The following is a 19,650-nucleotide window of genomic DNA, read 5'->3' on the forward strand; positions in this document are numbered from 1 at the left end:
GCCGACGCCGCGAGCGGACCAGCGCCACAGGAGGGATCCAACACATGACACAGTATGTCGGTGCGATAGACCAGGGGACGACCGGGACCCGATTCATGGTTTTCGACCATGAGGGCCAGGTCGTCGCGAACGCGTACGAACAGCACGAACAGATCTACCCCAACCCGGGTTGGGTCGAGCACGATCCCATCGAGATATGGGAGAACACCCAACAGGTCGTCCTCGACGGGCTCGCCGACGCGGGGCTGGACGCGGACCAGCTCGAAGCGATCGGGATCACGAACCAGCGCGAGACGACGATCGTCTGGGACAAAGACTCCGGACGGCCGGTCCACAACGCCCTCGTGTGGCAGGACCGCCGGACGACCGATCGCGTCGAAGAACTTCAGGAGGCCGATAAAGTCGAAGAGATCCGCGAGAAGACCGGGCTCGAGGCCGACGCGTACTTCTCCGCGACCAAGACCGAGTGGATCCTCGACAACGCCGAGCCGCTCAAGATGCAGAGCTCTCGGGGTGGCGACCTCCGCGACCGCGCCCGCGACGGCGAACTCGTCATGGGGACGATCGACGCGTGGCTCATCTACAACCTGACGGGCAACCACATCACCGACGTCACCAACGCCTCCCGGACGATGCTGTACAACATCCGGGAGCTAGAGTGGGACGACGGGCTTCTCGAGGAGTTCGGCGTCCCGAAGGAGATGGTTCCCGAGGTACGACCCTCCTCCGACGAGGACTACTACGGGCACACCGACGCCGACGGCTTCCTCGGCGAGGAGGTCCCGGTCGCCGGCGCCCTGGGCGACCAGCAGGCCGCGCTGTTCGGCCAGACCTGCTTCGACGAGGGCGACGCGAAGAACACCTACGGCACCGGGTCGTTCTACCTGATGAACACGGGCAACGAGGCCGTCGAGTCCGACCACGGGCTCCTGACGACCATCGGGTTCCAGATGTCCGGCGAGCCCGTCCAGTACGCGCTGGAGGGGTCCATCTTCATCACCGGCGCCGCGATCGAGTGGCTCGAGGACGTCGACCTCATTAACAACGCCGCCCAGACCGCGGAGCTGGCCCGCTCGGTCGACTCGACCGACGGCGTCTACATGGTTCCGGCGTTCACCGGGCTCGGCGCCCCGCACTGGGACGGACGCGCACGCGGCACCATCGTCGGGATGACCCGCGGGACGAGCAAAGAGCACATCGTCCGGGCGACGCTGGAGAGCATCGCCTACCAGACCCGCGACGTCGCCGAGGCCATGGAGGCCGACTCCGGCGTCGAGACGACCAGCCTCCGCGTCGACGGCGGCGCGGTCAAGAACAACTTCCTCTGCCAGCTTCAGTCGGACATCATCCAGACGGAGATCGCCCGACCGGAGGTGGACGAGACGACCGCCCTCGGCTCGGCGTACGCCGCCGGCCTCGCCGTCGGCTACTGGGACACCGTCGACGAGCTCCGCGACAACTGGCAGGTGGACCGCGAGTTCACCCCCGAGAAGGACCAGGCGGAGGTCGACAAGCTGTACAGCCGGTGGGACGACGCGGTGGAACGGTCCCTCAACTGGGCGCAGGACGACGAGGAGGACGAGTAAATGAGCGTCGAGGCTTCGGCGTTGCTCGCGTCGGGCGACCTGCTCGCGCAGTCGGGCGGGGCGCTCGCACAGTGGAACGCGGGCTCGATCGGCGCGGTGCTCGACATCCTGCTCGATCCGACCATCTGGCTCGGCGCGGCGGCCGGCGGGGCGTTCGGCGCCGCGCTCGGTGCGCTCCCGGCGTTCATCTTCACCGGCTTCCTCGTCGTCGCCGGCGTGTGGGGCGGCGACGCCGCCATGGGGTCGGGCGTCGGCGTCGGGTTCGGTCCGGTCTTCGGGCCGCACATCTCCTTCGCGGGCGGTGCGGCGGCGGCGGCGTACGCGGCGAAGAACGGCGCGATGGAGTCCGGCTTCGACTACCACAACGGGAAGGACATCGGCTTCGCGCTAGGGAGCCGGCCGGACATCCTCGCGGTCGGTGCGGCGTTCGGCGTCTTCGGCATCGTGCTCGAGCAGACGCTCCGGAACCTGGCGATCCCGACGGACCCGATCGCGTTCACGGTCGTCGCCAGCGCGCTGGTCCACCGGGCGGTGTTCGGTTACTCCGTGATCGGTAACGTCAGCGACAAGGCGAGCGGCTTCTTCGACATGGGACCGTTCGAGCGCGGTGAGATGCGCGAGCCGAACGAGGTGCCCAGCGACGGCGACAAGTCCAGCGAGGACCGGCTCGCGGTCGAGCCGTGGCTGCCGAACATGTACAAGTGGTCACACGTCGCCGCGATCGGGGTGGCCGCCGGGGTGGCGGCGTCGTACGCCGCGATCCAGACCGGGAACGTGTTCCTCGGGTTCGGTATCAGTGCGGCGACGCTGCTGTTCCTGAACCTCGGCGTCGACCGGATCCCGGTCACGCACCACATGACGCTTCCGGGCGCGACGGCGTGGGCGGCGTTCACCGGCGCGGGCTTCAGCGGCACCGTCGGACTGATCGCCGGGGGCGCGTTCGGCCTGCTCGGCGCGGTGATCGGCGAGGCCTTCCAGCGCGTCTTCTACGCGCACGGTGACACGCACGTGGACCCGCCGGCGGCGGCGATCTTCATCACGGCCTCGATCCTGGCGGTCCTGTCGATCCTGGGCGTTCTCGGGTCGATCTGGGTGCCGGGCACCTGAACCGCCGGCTCGGTTTTTTATTGAGCCGGAAGCACCGAGGCGAGCACCACATACGAGACGACACCAGCGATGATCCCGACACCAACCGAGGTGACGAACCCTTGAGTGAACGCGAACGCGGCGACGGCGACGACCGACAGCACGGCCAGCCCGACGCCGGCGGCGCCGTGGTGATACGCGCCGACCGTCGGGTGTTCGCCGAGCGACGTCCGATCCGACTCCGGAACCCGTACGCTCGCGTGGTACGGGATGTACAGCCGAGCGCCGACGCCGGCGGCCGCCGCGACGATCGAGGCGAACTGGACGTCGACGACGAGCTCGCGGGCGAGGAGGAACGCGGCGATCGCGACGATCAACGCGACCGCCTTGCTCCGCTTGTCGGCCCTGACGACCGACTCGTCGAACTCTGGTTCGGACATACCCCGCGAGAAGCGGGCGGACCGGTTAAATTTGTGGACGACGGGGCGACCGGGGTGGATTTAACGTCGCTCGACGTGAGTCCCGGGTATGGACGTGGGCACGCTGGGACTCGAGAGACGGGACGGTCGCAACATGCTCGTGGTCGCGGGGATCGTCGCGCTCGTCGTGACGGTGACCGCGGAGGGTCCGGTCGGCGCACGCGTCGTCGCCGGCGCGATCGTCGGCGGCGTCGCCGCCGTCGTCTTCGCCGTCTCAACGCTGCTCATCAATCGGTACAAGCCCGATCACTGGTGAGGCCGCGTCGGTCGCTCACCCGGGACCCCCGGCGACTGCGCCGGCGAGCTTCGCACCGGTTTTATCGGAGCACCGTGGAGGGCCGCCCGTGAACATCGACGACCGGATCGAGCGGCGGCTCGGCTACGATGTGGGGGCCGGCGTCATCGTGGACATCGACGCCGTCTCACCGGTGTCACACACCAGGTCACCGGTCGGTCGAGGGCCGGCGATCGAGCGGCTCCTCGACGTGTTCGAGCCGGCCTTCGCCGGATCGCTCCCCCCGAACGCTTACGTTCACGGGCCGAAGGGAAGCGGGAAGTCGGCGATCGTCACCGAGCTGTTCCGGCGTCTCGCGTCCCACAGCGGCCCGCGGCGAGCGATCCAGACGTCGACGCGCGCGGTCGAGCCGACGCTTCCCGGGTTCGTCTACGTCGACGCCCGCCGCGCGTCGACGCGGTTCCGGCTCTGTCACGCCGCGCTCGACGCGGTCAGCGACGACGCAGTCCCCGAACACGGGGTCGGTACGGACGAGCTGGCCGAGTCGCTGCGGGACGCCGTCGACACCGGCCCCGACCTGGTCGTCGCGGTCGACCACGTCAACGAGCCGGAGACGCCGACCGCGACGACGGTCGTCGAATGGCTCACGGCCGTCAGCGACCGGGTGGTCCCGGTGTGTCTCGGCCGCGAGGAGCCGACAGCGATCGAGTGGGAACCGGAGGAGGCGGTGACATTCGAGCCGTACCGCCGGCACGTGCTCGTCGAGCTGCTGACGAGCCGATGTTCTACCGGGCTCGGACGCGACGCGCTCACCCACGACCAGATCCGCGAGGTCAGCGAGTGGGCCGAGGGCGACGCGCACGACGCGCTCGCCGCGGTCGTCGGCGGGGCCGTCACCGCGGAGCGCGCGGGCGCCTCGACGGTGCGGCCGGCGGATCTCGACGCGGGGATCGAGGCGGTCCCGCGACCGGGAGTCGCGCTCGGACGGGTCCTCGCGCTCTCGGAGAGCCGACGGCGACTCCTCTACGAGCTCGTGAGCCTGACCGACGACGACCGGGCGTCGGTGAGCGCCGCGACCGAGACGATCGCCTCGCGGGAGGCGGTCGACCTGTCTGCCTCCACGGTGCGGCGCGTGCTCTACGAGCTCGCGGACGCGGGCCTGCTCGATCGGGTGACGGCCCGCCAGAGCGCCGGAAAGGGGCGGCCGCCGAGCCGACTCGTCCCGCGGTTCCCGACGCTCGTGTTCCGCGAGCTGTTCGATCGGCTCTCGTGGTCGGTCTGAGGCGCCTCCATCGCCTCTTCTCGCCTTTTCCGTCTCCCGCCCGGTCGTTCGCGAACGCAAGACAGTTGCGCGTCGTCGCCGCACGTCCGGTATGGTTCCGCCTCTCGCGTTGGACATCGACGGGACGCTGACGACGGCGAGCGGCCGGATCGACGCGCGCGTCTTCGAGCTGTTGCCGCACTGGGATGCTCCGGTGGTGCTCGCGACCGGGAAGGCGTTCCCGTACCCGGTCGCGCTGGCGCACTTCCTCGGTCGCGCCGAGACCGTCATCGCCGAGAACGGCGGCGTCGTGCACGTCGACGGCGAGACGGCGGTCCTCGGCGACCCCGAGGCCCCGCGGGCCGTCGTCGAGGCGTTCCGGGAGCGCGGCGGCGACCCCGGCTGGGGCGACCGCGACACGGTGAACCGCTGGCGCGAGACGGAGGTCGCGCTGTCGCTCGACGCCGACGAGACCCTGCTGCGCGAGGTCGCCGCGGCCGCCGGCGGCGACGTGGAGGTCGTCGACACCGGCTACGCGTACCACGTCAAATCGACGGGCGTGAGCAAGGGCCGGGGGCTCGAACGCGTCGCCGACGCGCTCGGTATCGACCCCGGCGAGTTCGTCGCGATCGGCGACAGCGAGAACGACGTGTCAACCTTCGCGGTCGCCGGCGAGTCGTACGCGGTCGCCAACGCCGACGGGGCCGCGCGCGACGCGGCCGACATCGTGTTAGCGGAGTCGTACACGGACGGCACCGCCGGCGTGCTCGCCGACCTTCGGAAGCGGAGTGAGTAGGGGTAGGTTCGGGAAGGAGCGGCGTCTAGTCGTCTCCCTGCGCGTCGACGATCACGACCTCGCCGTCCTCGACGGTGACGTTGATCAGCGTCTTCACGTTGTAGTCGGTCTGGTCCAGCTCGTTCTCGCCCGCCTTCTTGATCACGGCGACGACGTCGACGACGTCCGCGCCGACCTCGTTGGTGAGCGCGTCGAGGATCGCCTTCATCGTGCCGCCCGTCGAGAGCACGTCGTCGAGGACGAGGACGCGGTCGCCCTCCTCGACGTCGTTGATGTACATCTCCGACTCGGAGTAGCCGGTCTCCTGGAACAGCGGGACCTCGCCGTCGAGGCCGTACTGGCGCTTGCGGATGACCACGAGCGGGATGTCGGTCATCAGAGAGAGCGCGGTGGAGATGTGGATCCCCATCGCCGCGGGGGTAACGATCTTGTCGACGTTCTCCAGCTCCGCCTTCCGGATGATCCGGATGACGATCTCCCGGAGGAGCTCCGGTTTGAGCATGGGAACGCCGTCGCTGATCGGGTGGACGAAGTACTGGTACTCGCCTTTCTCGATGATCGGCGCGTCGAGGAGCGACTGCCGCAACTGGTCCATGTCGCCGGTACTCGGGCGGATTAATAAAGCGTGGCGATCCCCCGGTTCCGTGGACCCCGATCGCACGGGGCGTGACGGGCGCTCCGCGAGCGACTCGCGCCGCTCGAACACCGGGCGCGCTACCGGAACTCCGGGCGTGCGGCTCGAACACCGGGCGCGCTACCGGAACTCCGGGCGTGCGGCTCGAACACCGGGCGCGCTACTCGAAGTCGGGATCGCGCTTCTCCAAGAACGCCGCCATCCCCTCGCGCTGGTCGTGCGTGCCGAAAATTCCGGACCACGCTCGTCGTTCCAAGGCGAGCCCGCCCGCCTTCGACCCGTCGCGGGCGGCGTTGATCGCCTCCTTCGCCGCGCGCATCGCGAACGCCGGCTTCGCGGCCAGCTCCCCCGCCAGATCGTCGATCCGGGCGTCGAAGGCGTCGTCCGGAACGACCTCGCCGACGAGTCCGATCTCGGCCGCATCGCTCGCGTCGATCCGCTCGCCGAGGAAGACGAGCCGCTTCGCGGTCTCGTCGCCGACCAGCCGCGAGAGTCGCTGAGTCCCGCCCCAGCCGGGGATTATCCCGAGGTCGATCTCCGTCTGCCCGATCACGGCGCGCTCGGCGGCGACGCGGAGGTCACACGCCAACGCCATCTCACAGCCGCCGCCGAACGCGTAGCCGTCGATCGCCGCGACCGTCGGCGCCGGGAACGACTCGATCGCGTCCGCGACGCGGTGGCCGAGTTCCGCGTACGCCTGCGCCTCCGGCGTCGACAGCTCGACCATGTAGGAGATGTCCGCGCCCGCGACGAACGCCTCGTCGCCCGCGCCGGCCAGCACGAGCGCGCGGGCGTCGGCCGCCTCGGCCTCCGCGAGCGCCTCCTCGATCGCTTCGAGCGTGTCGACGGTGAGGGCGTTGAGCTGCTCCGGGCGGTCGACGGTGATCGTCGCGGCGTCGCTGTCGTCGTCGATGTCGAGCGTGATCGTGTCCCACGTCATACCGACCCCTCGCTCGCCGACGTGAAAGTCGTTCGGCAGGCGGAACCCGAGTGAACCCCTCAGATCTCTTCGCGGCTATCGATCTCCGTGTAGATGTACCACGCCGTGGTGTACGCGCCGATAAACAGCAGGTATCCGAACACGAGTCCGACGAGCTGGCGGGAGCCGAGCCCGTCCGGCAGTGTCCGCGAGAGGATCCCCAGCGCCACGGCGAACACAACCAACGAGAACAGGCCAGACAGGGCGTACACGCCCAGATCGGAGGTGAGACGATCGCGCACGCTCACGCCAACGCGGGCCGCTGATAAACCATCTCCGGTCCCGTCCGGCGGCTTAAATCGATCAAATCCGTTAGTGGAAGTGATGACGCGAACCCGACGCGAAGTCCTCGGAATCGGCGCGGCGCTCGCGGGCGCATCGGCCGCCGGCTGTCTCGGGCGGATCCGCGGCTCGGCGAACGGCCGGAGCGACGCCGGAGGGACCGACCGAGGGGGCGACCAACAGATCGATCCGCCGCTCGACGACGCCGAGAGCGGGACCGGCTACGACGAGGTGTACGACGCGGTCGCCCCCTCCGTCGCCCGCGTGCAGACGTACGTGGAGAGCCGCGAGACGGTCTTCGGCCCGAGCGAGGGCGGCGAGGCCGGACAGGGCTCGGGATTCCTGTACGACGAGGCCCACCTTATCACGAACGACCACGTCATCGGCGATCCGGACACGGTCCGCGTGCAGGGCGCCGACGAGGCGTGGCTCGACGCTACCGTCGTCGGCCGCGACCCGTACAGCGACCTCGCGGTCGTCGAGCTCGACGGTGACCTCCCCGGCGATCCGCTCCCGGTCGCGTCCGAACTCCCCGCAATCGGCACAGAGGTGCTCGTCGTCGGCGCGCCCCTCGGACTGGAGGGGTCGGCGACGCAGGGGATCGTCAGCGGCCGGAACCGGACGATTCCTGCGTCGTCGACCGCGCGTGGGCGGTTCTCGATCGCCGACGCGATCCAGACCGACGCGGCGCTGAACCCCGGCAACAGCGGGGGACCGGTCGTCACTCTCGACGGCACCGTGATCGCGGTCGCGACCGCGACGCAGGGTGAGAACCTCGGGTTCGGCGTCTCGGCGCGGCTCGTGAACGAGGTGGTGCCCGCGTTGATCGAAACCGGAAGTTACGAGCACTCCTACCTCGGCGTGAGCGTCTTGCCGGTCGAGCCGCTGCTCGCGGCGGGCAACGACCTCGACGAGGCGCGCGGCGTGTACGTCGCCGAGGTCGTCGACGGCGGCCCCGCCGACGGCGCCCTCCGCGGCTCGACCGGCGAGACGACCGTCGAGGGCGCGGCGGTCCCGACCGGCGGCGACACCATCGTCGCGCTCGACAACACGCCGATCGCCGAGAACGCCGACCTCTCACAGTTCCTCGCCCTCGAGACGCGTCCCGGCGACACGGTCGGCGTCACGGTCGTGCGCGACGGGAGCGAGGAGGCGGTCGAAGTGGAGCTGGGCGCCCGCCCGGAACCCTGATTCGGGGGAGGGACAGACGCGGAGCGTCCCGCCCCGCCGTCCGGTTGCGCGGATTGCAACCACTATATGCCCTCGGACATACGGTCGCGTATGAACGGGAACCGGTTCGGTCGGCTCTTCCAGGTGACGACGTACGGCGAGAGCCACGGCGACGCGATGGGCGTGACGGTCTCGGGCGTGCCCGCCGGCGTCGAGCTCGACGAGGAAGCCATTCAGGCGCAGCTCGACCGGCGCAAGCCGGGGCAGTCGATGATCACGACCTCCCGGGGCGAGCCCGACGAGGTCGTCGTCAACTCCGGCGTGCAGGACGGCTACACCACCGGGACGCCGATCGGCATGGTGATCCAGAACAAGGACGCGCGCTCGGGGAAGTACGAGCCGTACGTCACCGCGCCGCGTCCCTCGCACGGCGACTACACCTACTCCGCGAAGTTCGGCACGCGCAACTGGGGCGGCGGCGGGCGCTCCTCCGCGCGCGAGACGGTGAACTGGGTCGCGGCCGGCGCGGTCGCCGAGCAGGTGCTCGACGCCTCGGAGTACGACGTGGAGATCAAAGCGCACGTCAACCGCATCGGCGACGTGGAGGCCGACGGGGTGAGCTTCGAGCAGCTTCTGGAAAACTCGGAGGAGAACGACGTGCGCTGTGCCGACCCCGAGGCCGCCGCCGAGATGCAGGAGCTGATCGAGGAGTACCAGGAGGAAGGCGACTCCATCGGCGGCTCCATCTACTTCGAGTGTCGGGGCGTCCCGCGCGGGCTCGGCGCGCCGCGCTTCGACGGCTTCCCGTCCCGGCTCGGGCAGGCGATGTTCTCCATCCCGGCGACCACGGGCGTCGAGTTCGGGCTCGGGACGGACGCCGTGAACGTGTCGGGCAGCGAGCGCAACGAGGACTGGACGTTCGACGACGGCGAGTCGTTCGACCACGTCGAGAGCGACGAGGGCGACCCCGTCCCGGTCGGCAACGACCACGGCGGGCTTCAGGGCGGGATCACGACCGGTGAACCGATCTACGGCGAGGCGACGTGGCACGCGCCCACCTCGATCCCCAAGAAGCAGCGCTCCGCGGACTGGGAGACGGGCGAGGAGAAGGAGGTGCAGGTCGTCGGCCGCCACGACCCCGTCCTCCCGCCGCGGGCCGTCCCCGTCGTCGAGGCGATGCTGTACTGCACCGTCCTCGACTTCATGCTGCTCGCCGGCCGGATCAACCCCGACCGCGTCGACGGCAACCCGGGCCAGTACGACACCGACTACCACCCGAGCAGCCCGGACAACGAGTAGCGAATCGCCTCGCCTCTCGGGACCGATCGTTCGACTCGCCTTATTCTCCCGGCGACCACTCACAGGCGTCGCCAGCAGTCAGATCGTTCTCGTCGACGTGCGCCGAGAGGCACGCGTAGTTACAGAAGTAGGCGGGCGAGCCGCAGTCGTCGTCGCAGTCGCGCACGCAGATCGGGTCGTGCTCGAAGATCCGCGAGCCGCAGTAGGCGCACGTCTGGTCGGCGTCGGGCGCGGCGACGGTCGTGGACATACCCGGAGCCACGGCGTATCGGCTTGAAAAGGCGTCGCGCGTCTGTGCGGCTCACACCACGACGACCGCGTCGACGACGACGAGCAGCACGAAGCCGACGAGGAACGCCCCGGTCGCGGCGTCGGCGTGACCGTGGCCGTGCGAGGAGGGGATCAGCTCCCGGAACACCACCGCGAGCATCGCGCCGGCGGCGAACCCGGAGGCGACGGGGAACAGCCCGGCCGCGAACCCGACGAGCAGGAAGCCGAACACGGAGGCGACGACCTGGGGGACGACTCCCGAGAGGGTGGTGTACCAGAGCACTCGGAGGTTCGACATCCCGGTGTCCGCCATCGGCACCGCGAAGGCGAACCCGTCGGGCACGTTCTGGAGGCCGATCACGACCGCCAGCAGCAGCGCGACCTCCTCTAACCCCGACGCGAACGCGACGCCGATCGCCAGCCCCTCCGGAGCGTTGTGAAGGGTGATCGCCCCGCCGATCAACAGCGCCTTTCGGAGCGTTACCTCCCTCTCTGCGGCGGCGTCGGCTGCGTCGGCGGCATCGCCTGCGTTGGCGGCGTTTGCGGACTCGACCGGGTCGGCGAACTCCGAGAGCTCGCGGTCCGGCCTCTCGCCCTCGTCCGATATCGCCATCGCCGCGGCGTCGTCGCCGGTCGCGCCCCCCTCGGGGAGCCACTCGCGGTACTGCGCGTGGAGGTGCGGAATGGCGTAGTTCCCGGCGAGCAGGCCGATGCCACCGAGGAGCAACCCCGTCATCACCGCCGAGAGCGTCCCCTCCTCCATCCCGGGGATGATCAGGCCGAAGACGCTGGCCGCGACCATCAGCCCGGCCGCGAGTCCCAGCGCGGCGTCGTAGGCGCGGTGCGTGACGCGAGCCCGGAAGAACACCGGGAGCGCACCGAGTCCCGTCGCGATCCCCGCCACGCCGCTCACCGTCACCACCCCGACGAGATCGGTCATGGAATCGGGTTCCGCGCCCGTGTTGTTAAACACCGCCGCACCGGCGACGCGTCGTTCGGCTCACGCCTCGACGATTCCCCGGAGGTCGCGCCCGTAGACCGCGACGGCGACCGCGAGCGTCGCGAGCGCGCCGATCGGAATCACGGCGAGCCACCCGGACGTGGTCCCGACGCCGAACCGGGTCGCGACGCCGACGGAGACCCAGAGGCTCGCGGCCGCGGCGAGCGCGAGGAGCCCGCCGGTGACGCGGCGGTCCTCCCGCCCGAGCGCGACGCCCGCCGTCGCGCTGGCCGCCGCGAGGAGGTAAAACCCGATCGCGAGCGGCCACGCCCGGATCGACGCCGGAAGCGTCCCGAACGGGCGCGGCTGTTCGAGGAAGTACGCCCACACGGGGTAGCCGCCGGCGGTGACCCCCGGGCCGGACGTGCTCAGGAAGCCCCACAGGCTCACGACCGTGAGGTCGTCGCCGGGTATCACGGCCATCGGCACCGCGAGGAGAGCGAGAACGAGGAGCCAGCCGTTCCGGCGAGTGACGCGTGCGACGCGGCAACCGCGGTCGTCCGACCGCGCTGGCCGCGTGTTCCTCGCCTCCGATCCTGGCCCCGATCCCTCGGACATATCGTCGCCTGGGTGGGCCGCGGGTAAGTATCGTCCGAAGGCGGTCTCGCGTTCGGGGACGCGCAACGTTCTTTGAGTCGGGGGTCGCTTGCTTCGGTATGCGAGTCACCGTCGTCGGAAGCGGTTACGTCGGAACGACCCTCGCGGCCTGCCTCGCGGACGCGGGTCACGACGTGACCGCCGTCGACATCGATCCGGACGTGGTCGCGGCGATCAACGACGGGCACGCCGCCATCCACGAACCCGGCCTCGACGACCTGCTGTCCGAGCACGCGGGCGACCGGCTCCGAGCCACGACCGAGTACGAGAGCGTCCCCGACGCCGACGTGACGTTCCTCGCGATCGGCACCCCGTCGAACGAGGACGGGAGCATCGACCTCGGGGCGCTCACCGCGGCCGCGGAGATGACCGGCGAGGCGCTGGCGGGAGAGGGGAACGGCTCGGGGGCGACCCCGGACGACCGCCACCTCGTCGTCGTCAAGAGTACGATCACGCCGCCGGGGGTCGGGGCGGTGCGCGAGGCGCTCCACGCGGGCGCGGGCGACGCCGCGGACCGCGTCGAACTCGCGACCAACCCGGAGTTCCTCCGCGAGGGAACCGCCGTCGACGACTTCCGGCACCCGGACAAGATCGTCTTCGGGACCGAGTCCGAGTGGGCCACGGAGCGGTTGGAGACGCTGTACGAGCCGCTCGTCGCGGCGACCGACGCGGACGTGCCGGTCATCCGGACCGACCCCGAGACGGCGGTGATGATCAAGTACGCCAACAACGCCTTCCTCGCGTCGAAGATCTCGCTGTCGAACGACCTCGGAAACATCTGCAAGCGGTTCGGGATCGACGCCTACGAGGTGATGGACGCGGTCGGACTCGACGACCGGATCGGGGCGAAGTTCCTACGCTCGGGGGTGGGTTGGGGCGGATCGTGCTTCCCCAAAGACGTCGACGCCATCCGCGCCGCGGCCCGCGAGGCGGGCTACGAGCCCGCGCTCCTCGACGCCGCGGTCGCGGTGAACGACGGCCAGCCGGAGCGCATGCTCGAACTGCTCGACGCCCACGCCGACGTCGCGGGCGGGCGCGTCGCGGTGCTCGGGCTCGCCTTTAAACCCGGCACCGACGACGTCCGGAACTCCCGCGCGATCCCGATCATCGAGGGGCTGCAAGACCGGAGCGCAGACGTAGTGGGCTACGACCCCGTCGCTGCCGAGAACACCCGCGAGCGGTTCCCCGACATCGAGTACGCGGACTCGGCCGCGGCCGCGCTCGACGGGGCGAGCGCGGCGCTCGTCGTCACCGACTGGGACGAGTTCGCGGCGCTCGACGACGCGTTCGACGCGATGGCGGATCCGGTCGTGATCGACGGCCGGCGGGTGATCGAGCGGCGAGCGGGGCTCACCTACGAGGGACTCACCTGGTAGCCGGGGCCTCTCGCGCCTCTCCCTCTTGATTTATGTGCCCCGGGAGAGATACCCGAATATGGCGGCCCTCCAATCCCTCCGCCCGGCAGCCAGTGGCGTCGTTCGCAACCCGATACTCGTGCTCATCACGGCGCTGTACGGGCTCTTTCAACTCCCGAACCTGCTCGTGGAGTCGACCAGCCCGGTGCTCGCGTCGGTGATCTCGCTCGTCACGTTCGGCGTGATGATCCTCGTCCTCCCGTTCTTCCAGGGCGGTCTGCTCGGCATGGCCGACGAAGCGGTCGCGGGCAAGACGCGTCTCGGAACGCTGCTCGCGGTCGGGAAGGCGAACTACGTCCCGCTACTCTTAGGCTACTTCGTCCTGCTCGCGGTGAACATGGTGTTCGGGTTCATCGTGTTCATGGGCGTGATCATCGTGGTTATCGGCGGGTCGGTCGCCGGGATGGACGGCGGAACTGGTGGCGGGATGGGCGGCGCCGGCACGGGCGTCGACGCGCCGGCTCTCGGATTCGATCCGACGCTGCTCGCGGTCGTCGGCATCGTCGCGGTCGGGCTCGTTCTGGTGTATCTCCTCGTCACCTTCTTCATCCAGTTTTACGCCCACGCCGTCGTCCTCGACGATACCGAGCTCGTCGACGGGTTCCGCCGCAGCGCGGGGCTCGTCCGATCGAACCTCCTCAGCGTGTTCGGCTACACGGTGCTGCTCACGACCGGCGGCGTGCTGGTCGGCGTGTTGGCCGCGGCCGGATCGCTCGTCTTCGGTCCCCAGCAGCCCGCGGGCTCCCCGTTCGCGGAGATCGTCTCGATCGAGCCGACCCCGGCGGTCGTCGCCGCGATCGCGCTCGGCTACGTCCTCCTGACCGGGGTGGCCGGCGCGTTCTACGCGACGTACTCTGTGGCGTTTTACCGGCGTATCAGCGGGACTGCGGCGGCCTGACGCGTTCGCCCTCTCGCCGCCCGCGATCGATGGTTAAGCGACCGCGGTCGACTCCGGAACCCGAAGTCGCGTACGCGTTCCCCTCTTGTGGGATGCGTTCGACGACGTCGTCCCGTCGAGATTCCCCTTTTCAAACGCAGTCGCGTCCGAAACAGCCGGTCACTGAAACGTGATTGCACTACTGAACGGTCTGACAGAACCGATCGAACGGTCACTGCAGACGCCTACTCGGGGACTCCCGTGTTATACTCTTTCAGCAGTTGAACGAGTGGTTCCACCTCGGAGAACTTCGGTCCCTTGGAGATGGTGTCCGCCTCAGTGTCCCACGCGATGTATCCGGCGTCGGCTAATTTGGGGACGTGAATGTGGTACAGCGCTACTCGGTCCTCCTCGTCGTTCAACCGTCGCTCGAGGGCGGCGATACTGGTCTCGGTGGTGTCTAACAGCGTCACGAGAAGGGTGCGTCTCACGCGACTTTTGAGTGCGTCCATCATCGAGTCGATGGCTTCCGAGGAAACGGTGCGCCCCTCGATCGTATCGATGCGCGTCTCCCGAAACAGCGGCTCGTCCCAGTGGGTCATCGTGTACCCCACCCACTGGCTGTGCATCTCGACGAGGGCTTTCTCTCTGTCGCTGATCGGCTCATCACGGGCGTCGGTGTCCGCAAAACAGAGCGTTCCGTAGAGTTCGCCGTCGACCGAGACCGTCGTCCCGAGATAACTTCCTAACCCGAATGTCTCGTATGCCGGATCACCGTCCCACCCTTCGGCGAGGGCGTCACTGACGGCCATTGTCCCTTCCGGGTCCGTGATGGTCTTCCGACAGTAGGTTTCGGAGAGCGGGACGGAGGTCCCCGAGTTGAGGTCCTCGTGGGAGCCATATACGATCTCGAAGCGTTCCGTCTCGTTTTCGAGATCGATATGCGACAGAAACGCACAGTTCAGGTCGAGCTCTTCGGTTTCGGTTTCAAACAGGCGTTCGAGTCTGGTTCTTGGGTCGGTGTTGGGCGCTAACAGCGTTCGCCAGAGGCGCTGAAAGTACGCCAATCCCTCGTTCGCTTCCGATGTACAGATGCTGTGTGACATGGAATGTGTCAGTTGGCGTGTCGGGCGGCCCGCTCCGTCCGGTTACTTTGATCGTGACTATGTCTCGTAGTGACATTTAGCTAAGGGGTAGTTAACCGCCCCTCAGAGAGCCGCTCGGCGAACGCTTCGCCTGCAAAGCCGACGACGTATTTAAAAAAACCGCGATGCGGCCGCGCGGAACGGTCAGCTACGCGTTCAGGAGGCTGTCGCCGTCGAAGTCGCCGTCGTGCTCGACGTCCATCAGATCGAGGATCGTCGGCGTCACGTCGAAGAGGTTCGAGCCCGCGACGTCGAGGTCGGGGTCGGTCGAGTACAGCAGCGAGTTCTCGAACTTATGCATCCCGTTGCGGGGGCCTTCGGTGAAGACGGCCGCTTTGCCACCGAAGCCGGACTTCAGGTCGAAGCCGTCCGCGGGGACGACCACGAGGTCGGGCGCGATCTCGTCGTGGTCGCCGTCGAAGACGGTCTCGCCTTTCACGATCCGCTTGCACACCTGCCGGCCGTCGGGACCGGTGAGCGATTCGAGGTCGTCGATGAGCTCCTCGCGGACCGCCTCGTACTCCGACTCGGGAACGACGCCCTCCGGCTCGCGGCCCTCCAGATTGAGGAAAAACCGGCCGGGAATAAGCGAGTACGCCCGGGTTTCGTCGTCGATGTCGGTGAGCGAGTCGTGGTCGTCGCCGTCGTACGAGAGCCACCCCTCGTCGGCGAGGAACTGGTTGCAGTTCACCTCCCACTCCAGCTCGGTGAACCCGTGGTCGGAGGCGACGATCAGGGTCGTGTCGTCGTCGAGCGCGTCGCGGATCTCGCCGATGTACTCGTCGAGGGTCCGGTAGAAGTCGAGGAAGGCGTCCTTGTTCTCCCCGTCGTTCTCGTAGTCGCCGAACAGGAAGTGGTTGACCCGGTCGGTGCTCATGAAGACGCCGAAGAAGAGGTCCCAGTCGTCCTGATCGAGGTAGTGAGTGAACACGTCGTAGCGGGCGTCGAGCGTCGCGTGCGCGTTCTCGATGAACTCGGTCTTGTCGTCCTCGTGGCCGAGCTTCGCGTTCACGTCGATCTGATAGTCGCGGTCCTCCAGCACCCGTCGGACCGAGTCGTCGCTCGCGGCCGCGTCGAGCGAGGGAGAGAGGAATCCGGAGACCTGGCGCTGGATCCGGCTCGACGGGGGGAACGTGACGGGGACGTTGAGCACGGTCGCGTCGCGGCCGTCGTCGGTGACGCGGTCCCACAGCCGCGTCGCCGACACGTGTTTCCCCATCGGGACGTACGTCTCGTAGGAGTCGATCTCGCGGTCCTGAAAGCCGTACACGCCGGTCGCTCCGGGGTTTTTCCCCGTCGTGAGGCTCGGCCAGCACGCGCTCGACTCGGGCGGCACGATGCTTTCCAACCGACCCGCCGAGCCCGACTCGGCGATGTCGGTCAGGTTCTCGAAGACGTCGGGGTGATCCTGGACGAGGTCGTACGGTACGCCGTCGATGCCGAGGAAGACCACGCGCTCGTCGTCGCCGCCGCGCAGCCGATCGAACAGTCCCATGGACAGGGAGTGACTTCGAGTCGACATATCCCTTGTGTTCTGGCGATTTATGCCCCAGCCGGCCGTCCGCGGCGAATCGCGCCGCAGTTCCCGTGCGCTGGCAAGCCGCGCCGATTCAGAAGGCCTATTCCCCTCGGCACAGACATATCCGGCGTATGACCGACGACTTCCCGGCGAGCGTCGACGTCGACTACGCCGACGGCGAGGGCGAGGATCCGGCGGACTACCCGTCGCTGCAACACAAACTCGAGAAGGCGATCGAGGTCACGCGTCGCGGGTTAGAGCAGTACGACACCCCGGCGGTGATGTGGACGGGCGGGAAGGACTCCACGCTGACGCTGTACTTCATCAACCAGGTCGCCGAGGAGTACGGCTACGAGAAGCCGACCGCCGTCTTCATCGACCACTTCCAGCATTTCGACGACATCACCGACTTCGTCGAACACTGGGCCGACGAGTGGGATATCGACCTCGTGTACGCCCGCAACGAGGACGTGGGCGCGTACGTCGACGAACACGGCCTCGAACCCGGCGACGACATCCCGGTCGCCGAGCTGAACGAGCAGAACCAGCACCACATTCGCGACATCCTCGAGTTCGAAGAAGACACGTTCCCGTTCCTGCTCGACACCTACGTCGGGAACCACCTGCTGAAGACGGTCGCGCTCAACAACGCCCTCGAAGAACACGACATCGACGGCGTGATTTCGGGAGTTCGCTGGGACGAACAGGAGGCGCGTGCGGACGAGACGTTCTTCTCGCCGCGTCACGATCCCGATCTCTTCCCGCCGCACGACCGCATCCAGCCCATCCTGCAGTTCGCCGAGGCCGACGTGTGGGACGCCTTCTGGAACTACGTCGTCCCCGACACCGTCGAGGCGTTCCCCGACGAGGGGTACATCCCGCAGGCCGACGACGACCTTCCCGAGGGCGTCACGCAGGAGGACGTGCCGATCTCGCCGAAGTACTTCGCCGGGTTCCGCTCGCTGGGCAGCGAGGTCAGTACGGAGAAAACGACCGAGGAGCCCGCGTGGCTCCAGAACCTCGAAGACACGACCGAGCGCGCCGGCCGCGCCCAGGACAAGGAGGACCTGATGGAGCGCCTGCGCGACCTCGGCTACATGTAACGCTCGGCGGAACCGCTCCGTTTCGGTACCGGTAGCCGTTTTTCCGATCGACGCCGAATCGCGCGCTGAGAGGGTTCAGTTCTCGTCGTCGAGGTAGGGTTCACAGACGAGTTCGACGCCCTCCTCGAAGCCGACTTCGGGCTCCCAGCCGGTGGCCTCGTGGAACGTCGAGTAGTCGGCCATGGTGTCGTGGACGTAGCCGTCGAAGGGACACTCGATGTACTCGGGATCGATATCGGTGCCGAGCGCGTCGTTGATCATGGTTACCATCTCGTTGAACGAGTAGGACTCCTGGGTGCCGACGTTGTACACACCCGTCAGCTCGTGGTCGGCCGCGAGCTCGCAGGCGCGCGCCACGTCCGAGACGTGCGTGAAGTCGCGCGTCTGGCTGCCGTCGCCGAACAGCTCGGGTGCCTCGCCGTTCGCGATCGCGTCCGCGAACTGCGCCACCGTGTTCGCGTACTCGCCTTTGTGCTCCTCGTTGCCGGCGAAGCCTTGGTAGACGGAGAAGAAGCGGAGTCCCGCCATCGCCATGTCGTGGTGGTTGGCGTAGTACTCGGCGTAGCGCTCGCGGGCGAGCTTGGAGGCCTCGTAGGCGGTGTGGGCTTCCACGTCCATGTCGACGGGAGAGGGCTCGGTGCGGCTCCCGTAGATCGAGGAGGTCGACGCGTAGACGACGGTCTCGCAGCCCTCTTTTCGGGCGCGCTCGACGGCGTTGACGAACCCCTCGACGTTGACGCGGCAGCCGCGCTGGGGATCGGTCTCGTGCATGTTCCGCGAGGAGAGCGCGGCGAGGTGGAACAGAACGTCGACGTCCGCGGGGAAGTCGTCGTCGAGCACCGAGGCCTCGACGAACTCCACGTCGTCGTCGAGGTTCTCGGGCGTCCCGAGGTAGGTGTCGTCGACCGCGATCACGTCGTTGTCGGCCGCGAGCCGGTTCGCGAGGTTCGACCCGATGAACCCCGCCCCGCCCGTGACCAAGACGCGCTGATCGTGCATGGGCGTATGTCGTTAGGACAGGTGGATTACCGCTTCGGTTTGGTTCGGCCGGGACGAACCGGGTTTCACCTTCAGCCGCTCTGCGTCGGCGTCGGATCGTCTACCCGTCGACGATAGCCTCGTCCGCGTTCGCCTCGCTCTCCGTGTCGTCTTCGCTCTCGGCATCGGTCTCGGCCAGTTCGTCGAGGCGCTCTTCGGCGCGGTCGCGGTCTTCGGGATAGCCCACGTCGATGCGCCAGCCGTCGAGCCGGATCGCGTCGATGGTGCGGCCGGACTGGATGAGCAGATCGATCGCGTCGGGGAGCTCGTACTCGCCTCGATCGGAGGGCTGGACGAGATGGCACGCGTGGAAGATCGCGGGCGTGAACGTGTAGAAGCCGGTCATCACGAGGTTGCTCGGCGGGTCCTCGGGCTTCTCGACGACCTCGACGACCTCCCCGTACTCGTTGGTGTCGAGGACGCCGTACCGAGACGCCTCCTCGTAGGGCACCTCCTCGACGAGAAACGCGGCGTCGGCGCGCGCTTCCTGCTGGCGGTTGGTGACATCGGCGAGGTTGCCGCGGAACACGTTATCCCCGAGCATCAGCATGAAGTTGCCGTCGACGTGGGGTTCGGCTTGGAGGATGGCGTGTGCGAGGCCTAACTGCTCGCGCTGGTGCGCGTACGTGATCGGCACGTCGCGATACTCGTCGCCGTAGCGGTCGATGATCTGCTCGGCCTTGTAGCCGACGACGATGACGAGTTCGCTCGCGCCGGCGTCGATCAGGTTCTCGAAGACGTCCTCGATCAGCGGCGTCCCGTTGACCTCGACGAGCACCTTGGGCTTGTCGTCGGTGAGCGGTCGAAGCCGAGTCCCCTTCCCCGCCGCGAGTACCACTGCTTGCATGAGCCCCCGATCGGATCCTCGGTGTAAGGGTA

21 protein-coding genes are annotated in these 19,650 nt (G+C 68.3%); 10 read left to right on the top strand and 11 right to left on the bottom strand.

The features are described 5' to 3' along the window. Window positions 1-44 precede the first annotated feature (44 nt). Together glpK and FGL94_RS02470 are read left to right on the top strand one after the other, a co-directional pair. Window positions 45-1,586: a glycerol kinase GlpK gene (gene glpK, locus FGL94_RS02465; protein WP_144920607.1), complete on the top strand. Its 1,542-nt coding sequence runs from the start codon at window positions 45-47 to the stop codon at window positions 1,584-1,586. Next, a complete protein-coding gene (locus FGL94_RS02470) occupies window positions 1,587-2,693 on the top strand; it encodes a hypothetical protein (RefSeq protein WP_186313316.1) in 1,107 nt (368 codons plus the stop codon). Window positions 2,694-2,710: 17 nt separating this feature from the next. Here the strand turns inward: FGL94_RS02470 and FGL94_RS02475 are convergent, their stop codons facing one another. Further along, window positions 2,711-3,112 carry a hypothetical protein gene (locus tag FGL94_RS02475; RefSeq protein WP_144920609.1) on the bottom strand — a complete coding sequence of 134 codons (402 nt, stop codon included), beginning with the start codon at window positions 3,110-3,112 and terminating at the stop codon, window positions 2,711-2,713. Between the two features lie 88 nt (window positions 3,113-3,200). On the opposite strand from FGL94_RS02475, the gene FGL94_RS02480 reads away from it, so the two are divergent. The 3 genes from FGL94_RS02480 to FGL94_RS02490 all read left to right on the top strand — a co-directional run bounded on the left by FGL94_RS02480 (window position 3,201) and on the right by FGL94_RS02490 (window position 5,443). Continuing rightward, window positions 3,201-3,407 (top strand): hypothetical protein, encoded by a 207-nt coding sequence (locus FGL94_RS02480; RefSeq protein WP_144920611.1) that lies wholly within the window; start codon window positions 3,201-3,203, stop codon window positions 3,405-3,407. An 88-nt stretch (window positions 3,408-3,495) separates the two neighbouring features. Then, the gene (locus FGL94_RS02485; protein ID WP_144920613.1) at window positions 3,496-4,668 is read left to right on the top strand and encodes a Cdc6/Cdc18 family protein; all 1,173 of its coding nucleotides are present in this window, start codon (window positions 3,496-3,498) and stop codon (window positions 4,666-4,668) included. A 91-nt stretch (window positions 4,669-4,759) separates the two neighbouring features. Next, window positions 4,760-5,443, top strand: coding sequence for a phosphoglycolate phosphatase (locus FGL94_RS02490; protein WP_144920615.1), 684 nt, complete (start codon window positions 4,760-4,762; stop codon window positions 5,441-5,443). A 25-nt stretch (window positions 5,444-5,468) separates the two neighbouring features. On the opposite strand, the gene hpt is transcribed toward FGL94_RS02490, so the two are convergent. The 3 genes from hpt to FGL94_RS02505 all read right to left on the bottom strand — a co-directional run bounded on the left by hpt (window position 5,469) and on the right by FGL94_RS02505 (window position 7,298). Then, on the bottom strand, window positions 5,469-6,038 hold the full coding sequence (hpt, locus tag FGL94_RS02495; RefSeq protein WP_007999325.1) for a hypoxanthine/guanine phosphoribosyltransferase: 570 nt from the start codon (window positions 6,036-6,038) through the stop codon (window positions 5,469-5,471). 199 nt (window positions 6,039-6,237) lie between these two features. Further along, on the bottom strand, window positions 6,238-7,017 hold the full coding sequence (locus FGL94_RS02500; protein WP_144920617.1) for an enoyl-CoA hydratase/isomerase family protein: 780 nt from the start codon (window positions 7,015-7,017) through the stop codon (window positions 6,238-6,240). 59 nt (window positions 7,018-7,076) lie between these two features. Beyond that, window positions 7,077-7,298 (bottom strand): hypothetical protein, encoded by a 222-nt coding sequence (locus tag FGL94_RS02505; RefSeq protein WP_144920619.1) that lies wholly within the window; start codon window positions 7,296-7,298, stop codon window positions 7,077-7,079. An 82-nt stretch (window positions 7,299-7,380) separates the two neighbouring features. On the opposite strand from FGL94_RS02505, the gene FGL94_RS02510 reads away from it, so the two are divergent. Both FGL94_RS02510 and aroC read left to right on the top strand, forming a co-directional pair. Continuing rightward, window positions 7,381-8,529 (top strand): S1C family serine protease, encoded by a 1,149-nt coding sequence (locus FGL94_RS02510; protein ID WP_144920621.1) that lies wholly within the window; start codon window positions 7,381-7,383, stop codon window positions 8,527-8,529. Window positions 8,530-8,619: 90 nt separating this feature from the next. Continuing rightward, window positions 8,620-9,807: a chorismate synthase gene (gene aroC / locus FGL94_RS02515; protein WP_144920623.1), complete on the top strand. Its 1,188-nt coding sequence runs from the start codon at window positions 8,620-8,622 to the stop codon at window positions 9,805-9,807. A gap of 40 nt (window positions 9,808-9,847) precedes the next feature. Here the strand turns inward: aroC and FGL94_RS02520 are convergent, their stop codons facing one another. From FGL94_RS02520 to FGL94_RS02530, 3 genes are read right to left on the bottom strand one after another with little or no spacing between them, the layout of a single operon-like run. Beyond that, window positions 9,848-10,057, bottom strand: a complete 210-nt coding sequence (locus FGL94_RS02520; protein ID WP_144920625.1) for a hypothetical protein — start codon at window positions 10,055-10,057, stop codon at window positions 9,848-9,850. Between the two features lie 51 nt (window positions 10,058-10,108). Continuing rightward, complete coding sequence (locus FGL94_RS02525; protein ID WP_144920627.1) at window positions 10,109-11,017, bottom strand: ZIP family metal transporter; 909 nt, start codon at window positions 11,015-11,017, stop codon at window positions 10,109-10,111. A gap of 60 nt (window positions 11,018-11,077) precedes the next feature. Then, entirely contained in the window at window positions 11,078-11,635 is a 558-nt protein-coding gene (locus tag FGL94_RS02530) for a TIGR04206 family protein (protein ID WP_144920629.1), read from the bottom strand. 98 nt (window positions 11,636-11,733) lie between these two features. On the opposite strand from FGL94_RS02530, the gene aglM reads away from it, so the two are divergent. Together aglM and FGL94_RS02540 are read left to right on the top strand one after the other, a co-directional pair. Continuing rightward, window positions 11,734-13,050: a UDP-glucose 6-dehydrogenase AglM gene (gene aglM / locus FGL94_RS02535; protein WP_144920631.1), complete on the top strand. Its 1,317-nt coding sequence runs from the start codon at window positions 11,734-11,736 to the stop codon at window positions 13,048-13,050. A 58-nt stretch (window positions 13,051-13,108) separates the two neighbouring features. Continuing rightward, window positions 13,109-13,987: a DUF7847 domain-containing protein gene (locus FGL94_RS02540; protein WP_144920633.1), complete on the top strand. Its 879-nt coding sequence runs from the start codon at window positions 13,109-13,111 to the stop codon at window positions 13,985-13,987. 224 nt (window positions 13,988-14,211) lie between these two features. Here FGL94_RS02540 and FGL94_RS02545 read toward each other — a convergent pair whose 3' ends face one another. Both FGL94_RS02545 and FGL94_RS02550 read right to left on the bottom strand, forming a co-directional pair. After that, window positions 14,212-15,072 (bottom strand): GAF domain-containing protein, encoded by an 861-nt coding sequence (locus FGL94_RS02545; RefSeq protein WP_241659109.1) that lies wholly within the window; start codon window positions 15,070-15,072, stop codon window positions 14,212-14,214. 187 nt (window positions 15,073-15,259) lie between these two features. Beyond that, a complete protein-coding gene (locus FGL94_RS02550; RefSeq protein WP_144920635.1) occupies window positions 15,260-16,606 on the bottom strand; it encodes an alkaline phosphatase family protein in 1,347 nt (448 codons plus the stop codon). A 155-nt stretch (window positions 16,607-16,761) separates the two neighbouring features. Between FGL94_RS02550 and FGL94_RS02555 the strand changes: the two genes are divergently transcribed. After that, complete coding sequence (locus tag FGL94_RS02555; RefSeq protein ID WP_144920636.1) at window positions 16,762-17,733, top strand: phosphoadenosine phosphosulfate reductase family protein; 972 nt, start codon at window positions 16,762-16,764, stop codon at window positions 17,731-17,733. Between the two features lie 75 nt (window positions 17,734-17,808). Here FGL94_RS02555 and FGL94_RS02560 read toward each other — a convergent pair whose 3' ends face one another. Both FGL94_RS02560 and aglF read right to left on the bottom strand, forming a co-directional pair. Next, the gene (locus FGL94_RS02560) at window positions 17,809-18,732 is read right to left on the bottom strand and encodes an NAD-dependent epimerase/dehydratase family protein (RefSeq protein WP_144920638.1); all 924 of its coding nucleotides are present in this window, start codon (window positions 18,730-18,732) and stop codon (window positions 17,809-17,811) included. 100 nt (window positions 18,733-18,832) lie between these two features. After that, entirely contained in the window at window positions 18,833-19,618 is a 786-nt protein-coding gene (gene aglF, locus FGL94_RS02565) for a UTP--glucose-1-phosphate uridylyltransferase AglF (protein ID WP_144920640.1), read from the bottom strand. Window positions 19,619-19,650: the final 32 nt, after the last annotated feature.

It is taken from the genome of Halorubrum salsamenti (assembly GCF_007671685.1).
In the GTDB taxonomy this organism is placed as follows: Archaea; Halobacteriota; Halobacteria; order Halobacteriales; family Haloferacaceae; genus Halorubrum; species Halorubrum salsamenti.